The sequence below is a fragment of the Piscinibacter defluvii genome (assembly GCF_004011805.1).
Taxonomy (GTDB): domain Bacteria; phylum Pseudomonadota; class Gammaproteobacteria; order Burkholderiales; family Burkholderiaceae_C; genus Piscinibacter; species Piscinibacter defluvii.
The window spans coordinates 239898-258332 of record NZ_ML137198.1; the positions used below are offsets into that span (position 1 = coordinate 239898).

An 18435-nucleotide genomic window follows, 5' to 3' on the forward strand; every position below is an offset into this window, starting at 1 on the left:
CCTCACCCCACCCAGCGGCGGGCGTTGCGGAACATGCGCATCCAGGGGCTGGGCGCGGCCCGGTCGCCCGGGGTCCAGCTCATCTGTGCGTTGCGGAACACCCGCTCGGGGTGCGGCATCAGCGCGGTGAAGCGGCCGTCGGCGGTCGTGACCGCGGTCAGCCCGTCCGGACTGCCGTTCGGGTTGAACGGGTAGGCCTCGGTGGCCTTGCCGTGGTGATCGACGAAGCGCATCGCACGCTGCACGGCCTTGGCGTCGCCGCGCTGGGAGAAGTCCGCATAACCTTCGCCGTGCGCCACCGCGATCGGAATGCGGCTGCCTTCCATGCCGTCGAAGAAGAGCGACGGGCTCGCGAGCACCTCCACCAGCGAGAGCCGCGCCTCGAACTGCTCGCTGCGGTTGCGGGTGAACTTGGGCCAGGCCTGCGCGCCGGGGATGATGGGCGCCAGCGCGGCCATCATCTGGCAGCCGTTGCACACGCCCAGTGCGAAGGTCTCGCTGCGCTGGAAGAAGGCGGCGAACTGCTCGGCCAGCGCCGGGTTGAACATCACCGAACGCGCCCAGCCCTCGCCGGCGCCGAGCGTGTCGCCATAGCTGAAGCCGCCGCAGGCGACGAAGCCGAGGAACTGGTCCAGCCGCGCGCGGCCGGCCTGCAGGTCGCTCATGTGCACGTCGAAGGTCTCGAAGCCGGCCTTCGCGAGCACGTAGCTCATCTCGACCTGCGAGTTGACGCCCTGCTCGCGCAGGATCGCCAGCTTGGGCTTCGCGAGGTTCAGGAACGGCGCGGCCACGTCCTCGGCCGGGTCGAAACTCAGGTGCAGGTGCAGCCCCGGGTCGTCCGCCGCACCGGCGGCCGCATGCTCGGCCTCGGCGCAGGCCGGGTTGTCGCGCAGCGCGGCGATGCGGAAGCTGACCTCGTCCCAGGCCTGGTGCAGCGCGCGCAGCGGGGCGGAGAACACGCTCTTGGTGTCGCGCCACACCTCGAGCACGCCGCGCGTGTTGGTGGTTCCGATCACATGGCTGTGGCGTGCCAGGCCGTGCTCGCGCAGCACCTGGATCACCGCGTCGCGCTCGGCGCGCGGCACCTGGATCACGGCACCCAGCTCCTCGTTGAACAGTGCCTTGAGCGTGAGCTCGGCGCGCCGGGCCCCCACCTGGCCGGCCCAGTTCTTCGAGTCGCCATACTCGGCGCGGCTGTCGGCGATGCCGTCGCCTTCGGTCACCAGCAGGTCGACGTTCAGGTCCACGCCCAGGTGGCCGGCAAACGCCATCTCGCAGACCGTGGCCCACAGGCCGCCGTCGGCGCGGTCGTGGTAGGCGAGCAGCCGGCCTTGCGCGCGCAGCGTGTTGATGGCGGCGACCAGGTTCTTCAGCAGGGCCGGGTCGTCGAGATCGGGCACGGTGTCGCCGAACTGGTTGGTCACCTGGGCCAGCATCGAGCCGCCAAGGCGGTTCTTCCCCTGCCCCAGGTCGACCAGGATCAGGCTGGTCTCGCCCGGCTGCAGCTGCGGCGTGAGCGTGCCGCGCACGTCGCTCACGGTCGCGAAGGCCGAGACGATCAGGCTCACCGGCGCGGTGACCTGCTTCGTCTGCCCGCCCTCGCTCCAGCGCGTGCGCATCGAGAGGGAATCCTTGCCCACCGGCACGCTGATGCCCAGTGCCGGGCACAGCTCGAGCCCCACCGCCTTCACCGTGTCGTACAGCGCAGCGTCCTCGCCCGGCTCGCCGCAGGCGGCCATCCAGTTGCAGCTGAGCTTGACGCGCCCGAGCTCGATCGGCGCAGCGAGCAGGTTGGTGATGGCCTCGCCCACCGCCATGCGGCCGGAGGCCGGCGCATCGAGCGCGGCCAGCGGCGTGCGCTCGCCCATGCTCATCGCCTCGCCGGCGAGGCCGGCGTAGTCGGCCAGCGTCACCGCGCAGTCGGCCACCGGTACCTGCCAGGGCCCGACCATCGGATCACGATGGCTCAGGCCGCCAACCGTGCGGTCGCCGATCGTGATCAGGAAGCGCTTGCTGGCCACGGTCGGGTGGCGCAGCACGTCGAAGGCCACCTTCTCCAGCGCCACGTCGTCGAGCTTCAGCTCGGGAGCACTTCGGGCCACGCGCTGCACATCGCGCAACATGCGCGGCGGCTTGCCAAGCAGCACCTCCATTGGCATGTCGATCGGGCGGTCGTCCGAGCCGGGCTGCTCGAGCACCAGCTGCTTCTGCTCGGTGGCCACGCCGACCACTGCAAACGGGCAGCGCTCGCGCGCACACATCGCCTCGAACAGCGGCAGGGCCTCGGCGCGCAGCGCGATCACGTAGCGCTCCTGGCTCTCGTTGCACCAGATCTCCTTGGGGGCGAGGCCGGATTCCTCCAGCGGCACCTTGGTGAGATCGAAGCGAGCACCCTTGGCGGCGCCGTCGACGAGTTCGGGGAAGGCATTGCTGATGCCGCCCGCGCCCACGTCGTGGATCGCGAGGATCGGGTTGCTCTCGCCAAGCGCCCAGCAGTGGTTGATGACCTCCTGCGCGCGGCGCTGGATCTCCGGGTTGCCGCGCTGCACCGAGTCGAAGTCGAGCTCCGCGGCGTTCACGCCCGCGGCCATCGAACTCGCCGCGCCGCCGCCCATTCCGATGCGCATGCCGGGCCCGCCGAGCTGGATCAGCAAGGTGCCGGCCGGGAACGCGATCTTCGCCGTCTGCGACGCCGAGATCGTGCCCAGCCCGCCGGCGATCATGATCGGCTTGTGGTAGCCGCGCTGCACGCCGGCCACCGCCTGCTCCCAGACGCGGAAGTAGCCGAGCAGGTTGGGCCGGCCGAACTCGTTGTTGAACGCCGCGCCGCCCAGCGGGCCGTCGATCATGATCTGCAGCGGGCTGGCGGTGTGGGCTGGCTTGCCGATCGCCTCGCGCTCCCAGGGCTCGTTCGTGCCGGGCAGGCGCAGGTTCGAGACCGAGAAGCCGGTCAGGCCCGCCTTGGGCCGCGAGCCGCGGCCGGTGGCGCCCTCGTCGCGGATCTCGCCGCCGGCGCCGGTGGACGCGCCCGGGAAGGGCGAGATCGCGGTCGGGTGGTTGTGCGTCTCCACCTTCATCAGCACATGGGCCGTCTCGGTGCGCGGGCCGTACACCGGCGCGTTGGTGTAGCCCTGCGGCAGCCAGCGCTCGACCACGTGGCCTTCCATCACGCTCGCGTTGTCGCTGTAGGCGATCACCGTGTGCTGCGGCGCCACCTCGTGCGTGTGGCGGATCATGCCGAACATCGACTTCTCTTGCGCCACGCCGTCGATGACGAACTGCGCGTTGAAGATCTTGTGCCGGCAGTGCTCGGAGTTCGCCTGCGCGAACATCATCAGCTCGACGTCGGTCGGGTTGCGTTTCAGGCCGGTGAAGGCGTCGACCAGGTAGTCGATCTCGTCGTCCGACAGCGCCAGGCCGAAGTCGCGGTTGGCGGCCTCGAGGGCGGCCCGGCCGCGGCCGAGCACGTCGACATGCTCCATCGGCTTGCCCGGCTGCTCGTCGAACAGGTGGCGCGCGTCGTCGCGGCTGCGCAGCACGCTTTCGGTCATGCGGTCGTGCAGCAGCGCGGCACAGGCCGGCCAGGCGGCCTCGGGCAGCGGCTTGGCGCCGCCCAGCAGGCCGCCCTTGAGCGTCAGGCGGAATTCGGTGACGCGCTCGACGCGCCGGATGGCCAGGCCGCAGTTGTGGGCGATGTCGGTCGCCTTCGAGGCCCAGGGGGAAACGGTGCCCAGGCGCGGCGCGACGACGAACAGCGCACCGTCGTCCGGGCCGGAGGGGCCCTCGTAGGGGTCGCCGTAGCGCAGCAGCGCGGCGAGCCGGTCGTGCTCGGCGGCCGCCAGCGGGTGGTCGCTCCAGACCCAGTGTCCGTGGCGGGCGTGCACGGCGGCGATGCGCGGATCGACGGCCTGGAGCCTGGGCAGCAAGGCCTGGGCGCGGAAGGCGGAGAGCGCGTTGCCCCCCTCGAAGTGGATCAGGTGCTTGGGCGCAGGGCTCACGCGGGGGCCTTCTGGTGAGGAATGCGGGGGGTGGGGGAACCCCGGTGGAAACCCGCGATTCTACGTGGCCGATGAGATAATCCCGCCCCATGACGATCACGATCAAGAGCGCCGCCGAGGTCGAGCGCATGCGCGTCGCCGGGCGCCTGGCCTCCGAGGTGCTGGACATGCTCGCCGCCCACGTCAAGCCGGGCGTCAGCACCGAGCAGCTCGACAAGCTCGCGCACGAGCACATCGTCAACGTGCAGGGCGCGGTGCCCGCCCCGCTGAACTACGCGCCGCCGGGCTACACGCCCTACCCGAAGTCGATCTGCACCTCGATCAACCACCAGGTCTGCCACGGCATCCCGAACGACCGGCCGCTGAAGAACGGCGACATCGTCAACATCGACGTCACCGTCATCAAGGACGGCTGGCACGGCGACACCAGCCGCATGTTCGTCGTCGGCGAGGGCTCCATCGCCGCCAAGCGCCTGTGCGCCCTCACCTACGAGGCGATGTGGAAGGGCATCGTGAAGGTGAAGCCGGGCGCGCGCCTGGGCGACATCGGCCACTCGATCCAGACCTTCGCCGAGAGCCAGGGCTTCTCGATCGTGCGCGAGTTCTGCGGCCACGGCATCGGGCGCAAGTTCCACGAGGAGCCGCAGGTGCTGCACTACGGCCGCCCCGGCACGCTCGAGGAGCTGGTGCCGGGCATGACCTTCACGATCGAGCCGATGGTCAACGCCGGCCGGCGCGAGATCCGCGAGATGGGCGACGGCTGGACCATCGTCACGAAGGACCGCTCGCTGTCGGCGCAGTGGGAGCACACGGTGCTCGTCACCGACACCGGCTACGAGGTGCTGACGCTGTCGGCCGGCAGCCCGCCGCCGCCGGCCTTCGTCGCAGCGTGAATGCGGTCGAGCCGCTGCCGGCCGCGGCGCCCAGCGTCGCCGAGCTGCGCCAGCGCTTCCGCGAGGGCAAGGCCGAGCTGCTGGCGCATTTCGGCGCCGCGCGGCCGACGGCGCCGGCCGCCGCCCGGCTGGTGCGTGCGCTGGCCCGCCATGTCGACGCCACGCTGACCGCGCTGTGGAGCCGCGCCGGCATGCCCGAGGGCGCGGCGCTGCTGGCCGTCGGCGGCTACGGCCGGGGCGAGCTGTTCCCCTATTCCGACGTCGACGTGCTGGTGCTGCTGCCGCCGGCCGCCGTCGTGCTGCCGCCGGACGATGCCGCCGCGCGGCAGGCCGCGATCGAGGGCTTCATCACCGCCTGCTGGGACATCGGACTGGAGATCGGCTCGAGCGTGCGCACGGTCGACGAATGCGTCGCCGAGGGCCAGCGCGACGTGACCGTGCAGACCGCGCTGCTCGAATCGCGCTACCTGTGCGGCTCGCGCCGCGTGTTCACCACCTTCCGCCATGCCAACACGCGCGCGATGGACCCGCGCGCCTTCCTGCGCGCCAAGACGCTGGAGATGCGCCAGCGCCACCAGAAGTACGAGGACACGCCCTATTCGCTCGAGCCGAACTGCAAGGAAAGCCCCGGCGGCCTGCGCGACCTGCAGCTGGTGATCTGGGTGGCGCGCGCCGCCGGGCTCGGCAAGAACTGGGGCGAGCTGGCCGCCAAGGGCCTGATCACGCCGTTCGAGGTGAAGCAGCTGCAGCGCAACGAGGGCCTGCTCAAGCTGATCCGCGCGCGGCTGCACGTCATCGCCGGCCGCCGCGAGGACCGGCTGGTGTTCGACCTGCAGACCGCGGTGGCCGAGAGCTTCGGCTACAAGAACGCGCCGGGCCAGCGCGCCTCCGAGGTGCTGATGCGGCGCTACTACTGGGCCGCCAAGGCGGTGGCGCAGCTGAACCAGATCCTGATGCTGAACATCGAGGAACGGGTCGAGGGCTCGCAGGATCAGCCGATGCGCCCGATCAACGAGAAGTTCCTCGAGCGCGCCGGCATGCTGGAGGTGGCCAGCGACGACCTGTACGAGCGCGACCCGCACGCCATCCTCGAGACCTTCCTCACCTACCAGACGACCGTCGGGCCCAAGGGCCTGTCGGCGCGCACGCTGCGCGCGCTCTACAACGCCCGCGAGCTGATGGGCGCGGACTTCCGGCGCGACCCGGTGAACCGCGCCACCTTCATGAAGATCCTGCAGCAGCCCGAGGGCCAGACGCACGCCTTCCGGCTGATGAACCAGACCTCGGTGCTCGGGCGCTACCTGTGGGTGTTCCGCCGCATCGTCGGGCAGATGCAGCACGACCTGTTCCACGTCTACACGGTGGACCAGCACATCCTGATGGTGCTGCGCAACGTGCGGCGCTTCTTCATCCCAGAGCATGCACACGAGTACCCGTTCTGCACCCAGCTCGCGCTGACCTGGGACAAGCCCTGGATCCTGTACGTCGCCGCGCTGTTCCACGACGTGGCCAAGGGCCGCGGCGGCGACCACTCCGAGCTCGGTGCGCAGGAGGTGCGGCGCTTCTGCCGCGACCACCTGGTCGAGCGCGAGGACGCCGCGCTGATCGAGTTCCTGGTGCGCTCGCACCTGACGATGTCGCGCATCGCGCAGAAGGAGGACCTGTCCGACCCCGAGGTGATCGAGGAGTTCGCGAAGAAGGTCGGCAGCGAACGCTACCTCACCGCGCTGTACCTGCTGACGGTGGCCGACATCCGCGGCACCAGCCCGAAGGTCTGGAACGCCTGGAAGGGCAAGCTGCTGGAGGACCTGTACCGCCTGACGCTGCGCGCGCTGGGCGGCGCCAAGCCCAACCTGGACGCCGAGATCGAGGCGCGCAAGGAGGAGGCGCGCCACCTGCTGAACCTGCATTCGATGCTGCCCGGCACCGAGGGCCCGCTGTGGAAGACGCTCGAGCTGAGCTACTTCGCGCGCCACGACGCGCCGGACATCGCCTGGCACGCGCGCTCGCTGTTCCGCCACGTGCAGACGAACGAGCCGGTGGTGCGGGCGCGGCCGTCCTCGCTCGGCGAGGGGCTGCAGGTGCTGGTGTACTCGCCCGACCGGCCCGACCTGTTCGCGCGCATCTGCGGCTACTTCGACGGCGCCGGCTTCAACATCCTCGACGCCAAGGTGCACACCACGCGCGCCGGCTATGCGCTGGACACCTTCCAGGTCACCAACCCGGCGCTCGAGGAGCAGGACAACGCGCATTACCGCGACCTGATCGCGCTGGTCGAGAACCAGCTCGGCCAGGCACTGGCGGCCACCGGGCCGCTGCCCGAGCCCAGCCGCGGGCGCCTGTCGCGCCGCGTGCGCAGCTTCCCGGTCACGCCGCGCATCACGCTGCGGCCCGACGAGCGTGCGCAGCGCTGGCTGCTGGGCGTGTCCACCAGCGACCGCTCCGGCCTGCTCTACGCCATCGCACGCGTGCTGGCGCGCCACCACGTCAACCTGCAGCTGGCCAAGATCACGACGCTGGGCGAGCGAGTCGAGGACACTTTCCTGATCGACGGTTCGGCGCTGCAGCAGAACCGCACGCAGATCGCCATCGAGAGCGAGCTGCTGGACGCCATCTCCCCCTGATGCCCATCGTCGCGATCCCGGCGGCCGACGCGCTGGCGCAGCTCGACCGCTTCGGCACGGTCATCGACGCCCGCTCGGAGAGCGAGTACGCCGAAGACCGCCTGCCCGGCGCCGTCAACTGGCCCAGCCTGCACGACGCCGAACGCGCCGCGATCGGCTACGAGTACAAGCAGGTCTCGCCCTTCGAGGCGCGGCGGCGCGGCGCGGTGCTGGTGGCGCGCAACATCGCCGCGCACCTCGAGCGCGAGGCGATGGACCAGCCCAAGGACTGGCAGCCGCTGGTGTACTGCTGGCGCGGCGGCATGCGCAGCGGGGCGCTGGCGACGGTGCTGTCGCAGGTCGGCTGGCGGGTGCACCTGCTCGAAGGCGGCTACCGCGAATACCGACGCGCCGTGCTGGCTGCGCTGGACGAGCTGCCGGGCCGGCTCGACCTGCGCGTGGTCTGCGGCGTCACCGGCTCGGGCAAGAGCCGGCTGCTGCAGCGCGCCGCCGCGCTCGGTGCCCAGGTGCTCGACCTCGAGGCCCTGGCCGAGCACCGCGGCTCGGTGCTCGGGCTCGTGCCCGGACGACCGCAGCCCGGCCAGAAGCTGTTCGAGTCGCACCTCTGGGATGCGCTGCGCCGCTTCGATCCGGCGCGGCCGGTGGTCGTCGAGAGCGAGAGCCGCAAGGTGGGCGATCTGCGCGTGCCGGACAAGCTCGTCGAGCGCATGCGCGCCGCGCCTTGCCTGCGCCTGGAGCTGCCGCTGGACGCGCGCGTGGCGCTGCTGCTGCAGGAGTACGACTTCTTCGTGCGCGACACCGAGGCCTTCTGCGGCCGCCTGGACGCGCTGCGCGTCCTGCGCGGCCACGAGACCGTGAACCGCTGGCAGGCGCTGGCACGCGCCGGCGGGCATCCGCAGGTGGTGCGCGAGCTGCTGGAGCAGCACTACGACCCGCTCTATCTGCAGTCGATGGCGCGCCACTTCGCCGGCTTCACGGCACCGCAGCGGAAACTGGCCTGGGACGGCAGCGAGGCCACCCTCGACAGCGTGGCGCGCGAGCTGGCCGCGCTCTAGAATCCGCCTCGGTCGGCAGTTCACCCAGGCGTTGCCGCGCACCCCGTGTGCGAGCTGAACCTGCCCTTGTTCTCCCGTGTCCGGTCACCCTCGTGTGCGTCCGGCCGGAAGTCGGCAACCCCCGGCGCCTCGACACCGAGGCTTGGCGCATGCACGAAGGAAGACCTTCATGCCCCGAACCGACGTCCCGCTGCACGCGGCCGACATCTCGCGCTTCGCGAAATCACTCGCGCGCGACCTGAAGCAGACCCACGAGCTCGAGCAGCGGCCGCCCGGCCATGTCGAGCTGCTGAACATGCTGGCCCGCGCGGCCGGCTACCGCAACTACCAGAGCCTGAAGGCGCGCCCGCCCGCGCCGCAGCCCGCCGCCGGGCCCGCGCCCGAGCCGGAACTCAGCGACACGGCCCGCAAGGCGCTGCGCCAGTTCGACGCGCATGGCCGGCTGACCCGCTGGCCGATCAAGTTCAGCGTGCAGCGCCTGATGCTGTGGGGGCTGTGGCTGCGCTTCGACGCGCGGCGCCGCTACAGCGAGCGCGAGGTCAACGACATCCTGAACGCCTGGCACCTGTTCGGCGACCACTGCACGCTGCGGCGCGAGCTGGTCAACGAGAAGCTGCTGGCGCGCCAGAGCGACGGCAGCGACTACCGCAAGCTGCCGCGCCGCCCCCCGCCCGAGGCGATGGCGCTGATGCGCGCGCTGCGCGGGCGCCAGGGCTGATCAGGCCGCCAGCAGGTGCTGGCGGTAGTAGACCAGCTCGTCGATCGACTCGTGGATGTCGGCCAGCGCGGTGTGCGCCTGGGCCTTCTTGAAGCCGTCCAGGATGGCCGGCTTCCAGCGCCGCGCCAGCTCCTTGAGCGTGGAGACGTCCAGGTTGCGGTAGTGGAAGAAGGCCTCCAGCGCCGGCATGTGGTTGGCGAGGAAGCGCCGGTCCTGGCAGATGCTGTTGCCGCACATGGGCGACTTGCCGCGCGGCACGTAGCGCTGCAGGAACTCGATCACCTGCTGCTCGGCGGCGGCCTCGTCCACGGTGGAGGCCTTGACCCGGTCGATCAGCCCGCTCTTGCCGTGCGTGCCCTTGTTCCAGGCGTCCATCGCGTCGAGCGTGGCATCGCTCTGGTGGATGGCGAACACCGGGCCCTCGGTGCGCGAGCCGAGCTGGGCGTCGGTCACGACCACCGCGATCTCGATGATGCGGTCGCGGTCCGGGTACAGGCCGGTCATCTCCAGGTCAATCCAGACCAGGTTCTGGTCGCTGGCGGTCAACGGGGTGGCGCTCATCGGTTCGATAGTCATTGCGAAACGGGGGCCGATTCTCGCAGTTCTACACTTGGGGCCATGCACGCCTCGACCCTGACCTACGTCTTCGCCGCCGTGCTGCTCGCCTCGCTGGCCGTCAAGTACTGGCTCGCGACGCGGCAGATGCGCCATGTGGCGGCGCACCGCGACGCGGTGCCGGCCCCGTTCGCCGGCTCGGTGTCGATCGCCGCGCACCAGAAGGCGGCCGACTACACGCTCGCCAAGGGCCGCTTCGGCCTGCTCGCCACCGCGGTCGGCGCCGCGGTGCTGCTGGGCTGGACGCTGCTCGGCGGCCTGGATGCGTTGAACGGCGCGCTGCGCGAGGCGATCCAGCCGCGCTTCGGCGACATGGCCTACCAGCTGGCGCTGCTGGCCGCCTTCGCGCTCATCTCCGGTGCCATCGACCTGCCGCTGGAGCTCTACAGCACCTTCCGCATCGAGCAGCGCTTCGGCTTCAACCGCATGACGCTCGGGCTGTACGTCGCCGACATGGCCAAGGGCCTGCTGGTCGGCGCGCTGGTCGGGCTGCCGATCGCCGCACTGATCCTGTGGATCATGGGGGCAGCCGGCGGCACCTGGTGGCTGTGGGCCTGGGGCGTGTGGATGGGCTTCAACCTGCTGATGCTGGTGCTGTACCCGACCGTCATCGCGCCGCTGTTCAACAAGTTCGAGCCGCTGGCCGACGAGTCGCTCAAGGCACGCGTGCAGGCGCTGATGGCGCGCTGCGGCTTCACCGCGCGCGGCCTGTTCGTGATGGACGGCAGCCGGCGCTCGGCCCATGCCAACGCCTACTTCACCGGCTTCGGCGCGGCCAAGCGGGTGGTGTTCTTCGACACGCTGCTGAGCAAGCTCTCGCCGCCGGAGGTGGAGGCGGTGCTGGCGCACGAGCTCGGCCACTTCAAGCACAAGCACGTGGTCAAGCGCATGGTGGCGATGTTCGGCATCAGCCTGGCCGGCTTCGCGCTGCTCGGCTGGCTGGCCGGGCAGAGCTGGTTCTACGCCGGGCTGGGCGTGCAGGCCTCGGTGGGTGCGCCGAACGATGCGCTGGCGCTGCTGCTGTTCCTGCTCGTCGTGCCGGTGTTCGGCTTCTTCGTCTCGCCGCTGCTGGCGCAGCTGTCGCGCCGGCACGAGTTCGAGGCCGATGCCTACGCCTGCCAGCAGGCCAGCGGCGCCGACCTCGCCGCCGCGCTGCTCAAGCTGCACGAGGACAATGCGGCCACGCTGACGCCCGACCCGGTGTACGTGCGCTTCTACTACTCGCACCCGCCTGCCTCGGAGCGCCTGGCGGCCATGCAGCGCCAGCCGGCCTGAGGACACCACGATGAGCAATCTCCTGCACCAACGCTGCCAGCCCCTAGAAGGCCACCCGGCGATGAGCCCGGAGGCGATCCGCGACCACCTGGCCCAGCTCAGCGGCTGGCGCCTGGCCGACGGCGCGATCGAGAAGACCTTCTCGTTCCGCAACTACCACGAGACCATCGCGTTCGTGAACGCGCTGGCCTGGATCGCCAACGCGGAAGACCACCACCCCGAGCTGCGCGTGTTCTACGACCGCTGCGTGGTGCGCTTCGACACCCACTCGGTGGGCGGCATCTCGGTGAACGACTTCATCTGCGCCGCCAAGACGGACGCACTCGTCGCGTTCACGGCCTGAGTGAGCCGCCACCAGGAGCTCGATGTCGGACTGGTCGTGGCCGGCCACGGCCGCCACTACATCGTCGAGACACCGGAGGGGCGGCGACTGACCTGCCACCCGCGCGGCAAGAAGAGCGACTGCGTGGTCGGCGACCGGGTGCGCTGGATGCCCACCGCCGCCGGCGGCGACGAAGGCGTGATCGAGCATGTCGAGCCGCGCCGCAACCTGCTGTTCCGGCAGGACGAGTGGAAGACCAAGTCCTTTGCCGCCAACCTCGACCAGATCCTGGTGCTGGTGGCCGCGCGGCCGGTGTTCAGCGAATCGCAGCTGGCGCGGGCGCTGATCGCCTCCGAGCAGGCCGGCATCCCGGCGCGCATCGTGCTGAACAAGGCCGACCTGCCGGAGATCGACGAGGCCCGTGGGCGCCTGGCGCCCTACGCGGCAATGGGCACCGAGGTCGTGGAGCTGGCGCTCAAGGCGCGGCCGGACGAGAGCCGGGCGGTGCTGGCGCCGCTGCTGGCGCAGCGCGCGACGCTGGTGCTCGGCCCGAGCGGCACCGGCAAGAGCACCTTGATCAACCTGCTCGTGCCCGACGCCGGCGCGCAGGTGGGCGAGATCTCCCAGGCGCTGAACTCCGGCCGCCACACCACCACGACCACGCAGTGGTACTGGCTCGACGCGGCGCGCACGACCGGGCTGATCGATTCCCCGGGCTTCCAGGAGTTCGGCCTGCGCCACCTCGAGCCGGCCGAGCTGGCCGGGCTGATGCCAGACATCCGCGCCGCCTCGACCGGCTGCCGCTTCTACAACTGCACCCACCTGCACGAGCCGGGCTGCGGGGTGCTGGCGGCGGTCGAGGCCGGCCGCGTCAGCGCCTCGCGCCACCGCATCTACGCCGAGATCCACGCCGAGCTGGCCCGCTCGCGCTTCTAGCTCAGCCGATCAGGTTGGCCAGCGTCAGCAGCGCCAGCAGCAGCATCCACAGCACCACCGAGCGCCACACCAGGCCGACGATGCTGCGCAGGTGGCCGGGCACGGGCGGCAGGCCGGGCGTGGAGCCGTCGGCGAGCACGGCTTCGGGCAGCGCGCCGGCCTCGAAGGTCTTGCTGCGGTCGGGCGTCACGCCCGGTGCCGCGCTGCCGCCGAGCTGCACGCCGACGGCGCCCGCCGCGGCGGCCAGGATGATGCCCTCGTTGGGATGCTTCCACAGTGCCGCGTCGCGCCGCCAGCAGGTGATGGCCTCCTCGAAGTTGCCCACCACCGCGAAGCCGAAGGCCGTCAGCCGCGCCGGCACGTGGTCGAGCAGGCCGAACAGCCACTGCGAGAGGTTCATCAGGCGCTGGTTGATCGGCGCGCCGACCGTGCGGCTCTTGAAGGCCCAGTAGCGGCCGGCGAACTCGGCCAACCGGTACAGCACCGCGCCGGCCGGCCCGAACCCGAGGCTGGACAGCAGCACGAACCAGAAGAACACGCCGAACACGTGCCGGTGCGCGGCCAGCAGCGAATGCTCGATCACGTGGCGCAGCAGCTCGGTGCGCGGCAGTTCGCTCGCGTCGAGGTGGCGCCACTGGGTCAGCAGGCGGCGCGCCTCGGCCTCGTCGCCGCGGTCCAGCGCGTCGCGGATGTCGGTGAAGTAGTGGCTGAACTGGCGGAAGCCCAGCGTCAGGTAGAGCACCGCCACGTCCCAGGCCAGCGCCAGCAGCAGGCTGAAGTGGGCCGCGGCCTGGTAGGCCGCGAAGGTCAGCAGCGCCGGCAGCAGCACGGTGATGCACCACACGACACAGGCATGGTGGTCGCGCCCGGCATCGAAGTTCCGCCCCGTCCAGCGCATCCAGCCGGTCAGGGCGTCATGGATGACGTTGCCGCGCGGCAGCGGCTTGAGCTGTTCGATCAGCAGGGCGAACAGGACGGCGAAAAAACTCATGCCGGCCGATGATAGCGGCCACCCCGGCCGCCCCTGCAGAGTCAGGCCGCGAGGAAGCCGTACAGATTGCGCAGCATGGCGGCCGTGGCCCCCCAGATGAAGTACTGCCGCGGCGCGCCGTCGGCACCGGGCGCGACCCAGGGCATCGAGAGGAAGCGGCGCTGCTGCCCGCCGGTCTCGAACACATGCCGGTGGTGGTGCGCCGGGTTCATCAGGAAGGCCAGCGGCACCTCGAAGGCTTCGGCCACCTCGAAGGGATCGGGCGTGAGCTCGATGCCCGGGCGCACCAGCGCCACCACCGGGGTGACGACGAAGCCGGTGACGGTGGTGTAGTGCGGCAGCGCGCCGATCACGTCCACCGCGGCGCGCGGCAGGCCCACTTCCTCCTCGGCCTCGCGCAGCGCGGTGGCCACGGCATCGGCATCGTCCGACTCGGCGCGGCCGCCGGGGAAGCTGATCTGCCCGGCATGGTCGCGCAGGTGGTCGGTGCGGCGTGTCAGCAGCACGGTGGTGCCGGCGGCATGTGCCACCAGCGGCACCAGCACCGAGGCATGCGCCGGCTCGCGGCCGGCGAACAGGTGGCCGTCGCCGGCGATCTCGGGCCGGTAGGCCGGCGGCGCAGCGAAGCGCGCACGCAAGGCGTCCGGCAGGAGCGTGGCCGGATCGACGGCGGGCAGGTGCGCATCGGTGCCGAGCACCGGCACCGCCTGCGGGTCGAGGATCAGCGGGCGGGTCATCGGGGTGGAAAAAGACAAAGCCGCCCTCGCGGGGCGGCTTCGACGGCGTGAATCCTCATCGGGATCAGGCCAGCTTCTCCTTGATGCGGGCCGACTTGCCGGAGCGCTCGCGCAGGTAGTAGAGCTTGGCGCGGCGCACGTCGCCCTTGCGCTTGACCTCGATGGAGGCGATCAGCGGGCTGTAGAGCTGGAAGGTGCGCTCCACGCCTTCGCCGCTGGAGATCTTGCGCACGATGAAGCTGCTGTTCAGGCCGCGGTTGCGCTTGGCGATCACCACGCCTTCGTAGGCCTGCACGCGCTTGCGCGTGCCTTCGACGACGTTGACGTTCACGATCACCGTGTCGCCCGGCGCGAACTCGGGAATGGTCTTGTTGAGACGGGCAATCTCTTCCCGCTCGAGGGTCTGGATCAGGTCCATGGGTTCTCCAATGATCGTGGCGGGGCTTGGTCGGTGGTGTTGGTCGGATCCTTCGGATCCGGTGCCCGCCAGAGGATCGAAAAGCCGCAGATTATAGCCCGAGCGAGGCCAGGAACTTCTCGTCGGCCGGCCGGAGCCGCCCGGCGGCACGCGCCGCGGCGATCAGGTCGGGGCGCCGGCGCGCGGTGAGTTCGAGCGCCCGCTCGCGCCGCCAGCGGGCGATCTCGGCATGGTGGCCCGACAGCAGCACCGCCGGCACCGGCCGGGCATCGGGCCCCTCGCCCAGCACCTCGGGCCGGCTGTAGTGCGGGCAATCGAGCAGCGCGTCGGAGAAGCTGTCCTGCTGGTGCGAGGCGGCGTCGCCCAGCACGCCCGGCTGCAGCCGCGCCACCGCATCCAGCAGCGCCAGGGCGGGCAGTTCGCCGCCGGACAGCACGAAGTCGCCCAGGCTGAGTTCCAGGTCGACATGCCGGTCCAGGAAGCGCTGGTCGATGCCCTCGTAGCGCCCGCACAGCAGGATCGCGCCGGGCCCGGCGGCGAACTCGCCCACCGCGGCCTGGTCGAGGCGCCGTCCGGTGGGCGTGAAATGCACCACGGGCGCGGCGTCGGGCCGCGCCGCGCGCACCGCCGCCAGCGCCCGCTCGAGCGGCTCGGCCAGCAGCACCATGCCCGGGCCGCCGCCGTACGGGCGGTCGTCGACGCGGCGATAGGCATCGTCGGCGAAGTCGCGCAGTGCCCACAGGTGCACGTCGACCCGGCCCGACTCGTAGGCGCGGCGCGTGACGCCGAGTTCGAGGTGGGGCCGGAACAGGTCCGGGAACAGCGTCAGCACGTCGAAGCGCATCGCGACGCCCGGCAACTCAGTAGTCCAGGCCCCAGTCGACGACGATGCGGCCGGCCTCGCGGTCCACCGTGTCGACGTAGGCGGCGACGAAGGGGATCAGCCGCTCGGCCTCCTCGCCGGCGGCCGGGTCGGCGCCCTCGGGCAGCACGCGCAGCACGCTGTGCGGGCCGGTGTCGAGCAGGCCGACGACACGGCCGAGCGACTCGCCCGCGCGGTTGACCACGGCCAGGCCGATCAGGTCGACCCAGTAGTACTCGTCGGGCTCGGGCGTCGGGAAGCTGGCGCGCGGCACGAACACACGCGCCCCGCGCAGTGCCTCGGCGGCCGTGCGGTCGGCCACGTCCTGCGCCTGCGCGACCACGACTTCGCCGTGCTCGCGCGACTGCACGATCTTCAGCAGCGGGGGAAACAATGCAGGCCCCGGGCGCAGCGCGCCTTCGGGGCTCTTCAGGTACCAGCGGCGCGTGGAGAACAGCGCCTGCGGGTCGGTGGCGAAGGGCTGGACCTTGATCCATCCCTTGACGCCCCAGGCATCGACGATGCGGCCGACCTCGACCGCATCGGCGGGCCAATCGACGATGTCGGGCGGGGTGCCCGTCACGGCCGACCGGGCAGCCCTCAGGCCGCCGCCTTGGCCTGCTGGACCAGACGCTTGACCGTCGGCGACGGCTGGGCGCCGTGGCTGGTCCAGTGCTCCAGGCGATCGTAGGCCACGCGCAGCGGCTGCTCCCCGCCGGAGGCCACCGGGTTGTAGAAGCCGATGCGCTCAATGAAGCGGCCGTCGCGGCGCTCGCGCGAGTCGGCAACGACGATGTTGTAGAAGGGGCGCTTCTTGGCGCCGCCACGGGCCAGTCGAATCACGACCATGGGGTGTCCTCGGGGTCTGGGGCGATCGGCCCGGCGCGGGAGACACACCGTCCGTGCCGATCTGGGCTGTCGGGATTCACTGCCGTAGATACGCCGGTCCCCCGACCGGCCAGCAGCGAAACCCGGCATTATAGTCGCTCGCGCCCGCCACGCACCTGCCCATGACCGCATCCCTGTCGATCCGCCCCAGCACCGAGGCCGACCTGCCGGCCATCACCGCCATCTATGCCTGGCACGTCGAGCACGGCACGGGCACCTTCGAGCTCGACGTGCCCGACGCGGCCGAGATGGCCCGCCGGCGTGCCGACGTGCTCGACAAGGCCCTGCCCTGGCTGGTGGCCGAACGCGCCGGCGAGGTGCTCGGCTACGCCTACGCCAACCACTTCCGCCCGCGGCGCGCCTACCGCTTCTGCCTGGAGGACTCGATCTACCTGGCCGACACGGCGCGCGGGCAGGGTGTCGGGCGCCTGCTGCTGGCCGAGCTGATGGCACGCTGCCAGGCGGCCGGCGCGCGCCAGATGCTCGCGGTGATCGGCGATTCGGGCAACGCCGGCTCGATCGGCGTGCACCGCAGCCTGGGCTTCGAGCACACCGGCGTGCTCAGGAGCGCGGGCTGGAAGTTCGGCCGCTGGCTCGACGTGGTGCTGATGCAGAAGGCGCTCGGTCTGGGCGATGCAGCGGCCCCCGTCGACCGATGAGCGCCGGCTACAAGTCGAAGACCCTGGCCACCTGGATCGCGCTGGTGGGCGGCCCGCTCGGGTTGCACCGCTTCTACCTGCACGGCTTCAAGGACGTCTGGGGCTGGCTGCTGCCCTGGCCGACGCTGCTGGGCACGCTCGGCGTGCTGCGCATGCGTGAACTCGGCCAGGACGACCGGCTCGCCTGGGTGCTGATCCCGCTGCTCGGCCTGGTGCTGTCGGCCACGATGCTGAGCGCCATCGTCTACGGCCTCACGCCGGACGAGAAGTGGAACGCACGCCACAACCCGCAGGGCCCGCCGCACGTCAGCGGCTGGGGCGTGGTGATCGGCGTGATCGTCGCGCTGATGCTCGGCGCCGGCGTGCTGATGGCGACGATCGCCTTCTCGGCCCAGCGCTTCTTCGAGTACCAGGCCGGGCTCAGTTGAACAGCTTCAGGCCGATCCAGTAGAACACGCCGGCCACGAAGGCCGAGGCGGGGATCGTGAAGATCCAGGCCCAGACGATGTTGCCGGCCACGCCCCAGCGCACCGCCGAGGCGCTGCGCACCGAGCCGACGCCGACGATCGCGCCGGTGATGGTGTGGGTGGTCGAGACCGGGATGCCCAGCGCGGTGGCCAGGAACAGCGTCAGCGCCCCGCCCGTCTCGGCGCAGAAGCCGCCCACCGGCTTGAGCTTGGTGATCTTCTGGCCCATGGTCTTGACGATGCGCCAGCCGCCGAACATCGTGCCCAGGCCGATGGCGATGTAGCAGGTCCAGATCACCCAGGTCGGCGGCAGCTTGTCGCTGGCGCTGGTGTAGCCGGCGGCGATCAGCAGCATCCAGATGATGCCGATGGTCTTCTGCGCGTCGTTGCCGCCGTGGCCCAGGCTGTACAGGCCGGCCGAGACCAGCTGCAGGCGCCGGAACCAGTTGTCCACCAGCAGTGGCGACGCTCGTCTGAAGAGATGCGCCACCAGCACCATCAGCAGCGAGCCGAGCAGGAAGCCGAGCAACGGCGAGACGAGGATGAAGGCCACCGTCTTCAGCACCCCGGCACCGATCAGCGAACCGGCGCCGGCCTTGGCGATCACCGCACCGACGATGCCGCCGATCAGCGCGTGCGACGAGCTCGACGGGATGCCGTACCACCAGGTGACGATGTTCCAGAAGATCGCCCCGATCAGCGCGCCGAACACCACGTGGTGATCCACCACGCCCGGCACGACGATGCCCTTGCCGACCGTGGCCGCCACCTTCAGCTGGAACACGAAGATCGCGACGACGTTGAAGAAGGCCGCGAACAGCACCGCCTGCTGCGGCTTGAGCACGCCGGTGGAGACGACCGTGGCGATCGAGTTGGCGGCGTCGTGGAAGCCGTTCATGAAGTCGAAGGCCACGGCCAGCACGACCAGCAGCACCACGACCCAGAACGCGGTCTGGACGGAATCCATGTATCAGCCC

Annotated in this window: 18 protein-coding genes; 9 read left to right on the forward strand and 9 right to left on the reverse strand. The window is 71.0% G+C overall.

What is annotated here, in order from left to right; translation table 11 throughout:
* Positions 1-2: 2 nt before the first annotated feature.
* The gene (gene purL / locus D9C15_RS06645) at positions 3-3998 is read right to left on the reverse strand and encodes a phosphoribosylformylglycinamidine synthase (RefSeq protein WP_127996644.1); all 3996 of its coding nucleotides are present in this window, start codon (positions 3996-3998) and stop codon (positions 3-5) included.
* An 89-nt stretch (positions 3999-4087) separates the two neighbouring features.
* Here purL and map point away from each other — a divergent pair, with 89 nt between their 5' ends.
* The 4 genes from map to D9C15_RS06665 all read left to right on the forward strand — a co-directional run bounded on the left by map (position 4088) and on the right by D9C15_RS06665 (position 9288).
* Positions 4088-4891: a type I methionyl aminopeptidase gene (gene map, locus D9C15_RS33940; protein WP_127996645.1), complete on the forward strand. Its 804-nt coding sequence runs from the start codon at positions 4088-4090 to the stop codon at positions 4889-4891.
* On the forward strand, positions 4888-7515 hold the full coding sequence (locus D9C15_RS06655; RefSeq protein WP_127996646.1) for a [protein-PII] uridylyltransferase: 2628 nt from the start codon (positions 4888-4890) through the stop codon (positions 7513-7515). Before map ends, D9C15_RS06655 begins: the two co-directional genes overlap by 4 nt.
* Positions 7515-8570, forward strand: coding sequence for a tRNA 2-selenouridine(34) synthase MnmH (mnmH, locus tag D9C15_RS06660; protein WP_127996647.1), 1056 nt, complete (start codon positions 7515-7517; stop codon positions 8568-8570). Before D9C15_RS06655 ends, mnmH begins: the two co-directional genes overlap by 1 nt.
* 169 nt (positions 8571-8739) lie before the next feature.
* Positions 8740-9288 (forward strand): DUF2087 domain-containing protein, encoded by a 549-nt coding sequence (locus D9C15_RS06665; RefSeq protein ID WP_127996648.1) that lies wholly within the window; start codon positions 8740-8742, stop codon positions 9286-9288.
* Here the strand turns inward: D9C15_RS06665 and orn are convergent, their stop codons facing one another.
* Positions 9289-9849 (reverse strand): oligoribonuclease, encoded by a 561-nt coding sequence (gene orn, locus D9C15_RS06670; protein WP_127996649.1) that lies wholly within the window; start codon positions 9847-9849, stop codon positions 9289-9291.
* Between the two features lie 57 nt (positions 9850-9906).
* Here orn and D9C15_RS06675 point away from each other — a divergent pair, with 57 nt between their 5' ends.
* Genes D9C15_RS06675 through rsgA form a run of 3 tightly spaced genes read left to right on the forward strand, consistent with a single transcriptional unit; the run spans position 9907 to position 12436 of the window.
* A complete protein-coding gene (locus tag D9C15_RS06675; protein WP_127996650.1) occupies positions 9907-11178 on the forward strand; it encodes a M48 family metallopeptidase in 1272 nt (423 codons plus the stop codon).
* A 10-nt stretch (positions 11179-11188) separates the two neighbouring features.
* Entirely contained in the window at positions 11189-11521 is a 333-nt protein-coding gene (locus tag D9C15_RS06680) for a 4a-hydroxytetrahydrobiopterin dehydratase (protein ID WP_127996651.1), read from the forward strand.
* Positions 11522-12436 (forward strand): ribosome small subunit-dependent GTPase A, encoded by a 915-nt coding sequence (gene rsgA, locus D9C15_RS06685; protein WP_127996652.1) that lies wholly within the window; start codon positions 11522-11524, stop codon positions 12434-12436.
* Position 12437: 1 nt separating this feature from the next.
* Here the strand turns inward: rsgA and D9C15_RS06690 are convergent, their stop codons facing one another.
* The 6 genes from D9C15_RS06690 to rpsP all read right to left on the reverse strand — a co-directional run bounded on the left by D9C15_RS06690 (position 12438) and on the right by rpsP (position 16293).
* On the reverse strand, positions 12438-13427 hold the full coding sequence (locus tag D9C15_RS06690) for a CobD/CbiB family protein (RefSeq protein ID WP_127996653.1): 990 nt from the start codon (positions 13425-13427) through the stop codon (positions 12438-12440).
* Positions 13428-13468: 41 nt separating this feature from the next.
* Positions 13469-14164 (reverse strand): CoA pyrophosphatase, encoded by a 696-nt coding sequence (locus D9C15_RS06695; RefSeq protein WP_127996654.1) that lies wholly within the window; start codon positions 14162-14164, stop codon positions 13469-13471.
* A gap of 64 nt (positions 14165-14228) precedes the next feature.
* A complete protein-coding gene (gene rplS, locus D9C15_RS06700; protein ID WP_127996655.1) occupies positions 14229-14582 on the reverse strand; it encodes a 50S ribosomal protein L19 in 354 nt (117 codons plus the stop codon).
* 91 nt (positions 14583-14673) lie between these two features.
* Positions 14674-15426 (reverse strand): tRNA (guanosine(37)-N1)-methyltransferase TrmD, encoded by a 753-nt coding sequence (gene trmD, locus D9C15_RS06705; protein ID WP_127996727.1) that lies wholly within the window; start codon positions 15424-15426, stop codon positions 14674-14676.
* A 16-nt stretch (positions 15427-15442) separates the two neighbouring features.
* On the reverse strand, positions 15443-16117 hold the full coding sequence (gene rimM, locus D9C15_RS06710) for a ribosome maturation factor RimM (RefSeq protein ID WP_375138753.1): 675 nt from the start codon (positions 16115-16117) through the stop codon (positions 15443-15445).
* Positions 16045-16293 (reverse strand): 30S ribosomal protein S16, encoded by a 249-nt coding sequence (gene rpsP / locus D9C15_RS06715; RefSeq protein WP_127996657.1) that lies wholly within the window; start codon positions 16291-16293, stop codon positions 16045-16047. The genes rimM and rpsP overlap by 73 nt, the downstream gene beginning before the upstream one ends.
* Before the next feature lie 161 nt (positions 16294-16454).
* Between rpsP and D9C15_RS06720 the strand changes: the two genes are divergently transcribed.
* A complete protein-coding gene (locus D9C15_RS06720) occupies positions 16455-16991 on the forward strand; it encodes a GNAT family N-acetyltransferase (protein ID WP_127996658.1) in 537 nt (178 codons plus the stop codon).
* Complete coding sequence (locus tag D9C15_RS06725) at positions 16988-17419, forward strand: hypothetical protein (protein WP_127996659.1); 432 nt, start codon at positions 16988-16990, stop codon at positions 17417-17419. The genes D9C15_RS06720 and D9C15_RS06725 overlap by 4 nt, the downstream gene beginning before the upstream one ends.
* Here the strand turns inward: D9C15_RS06725 and D9C15_RS06730 are convergent.
* On the reverse strand, positions 17412-18425 hold the full coding sequence (locus tag D9C15_RS06730) for an inorganic phosphate transporter (RefSeq protein ID WP_127996660.1): 1014 nt from the start codon (positions 18423-18425) through the stop codon (positions 17412-17414). The genes D9C15_RS06725 and D9C15_RS06730 overlap by 8 nt on opposite strands.
* Positions 18426-18435 lie beyond the last annotated feature (10 nt).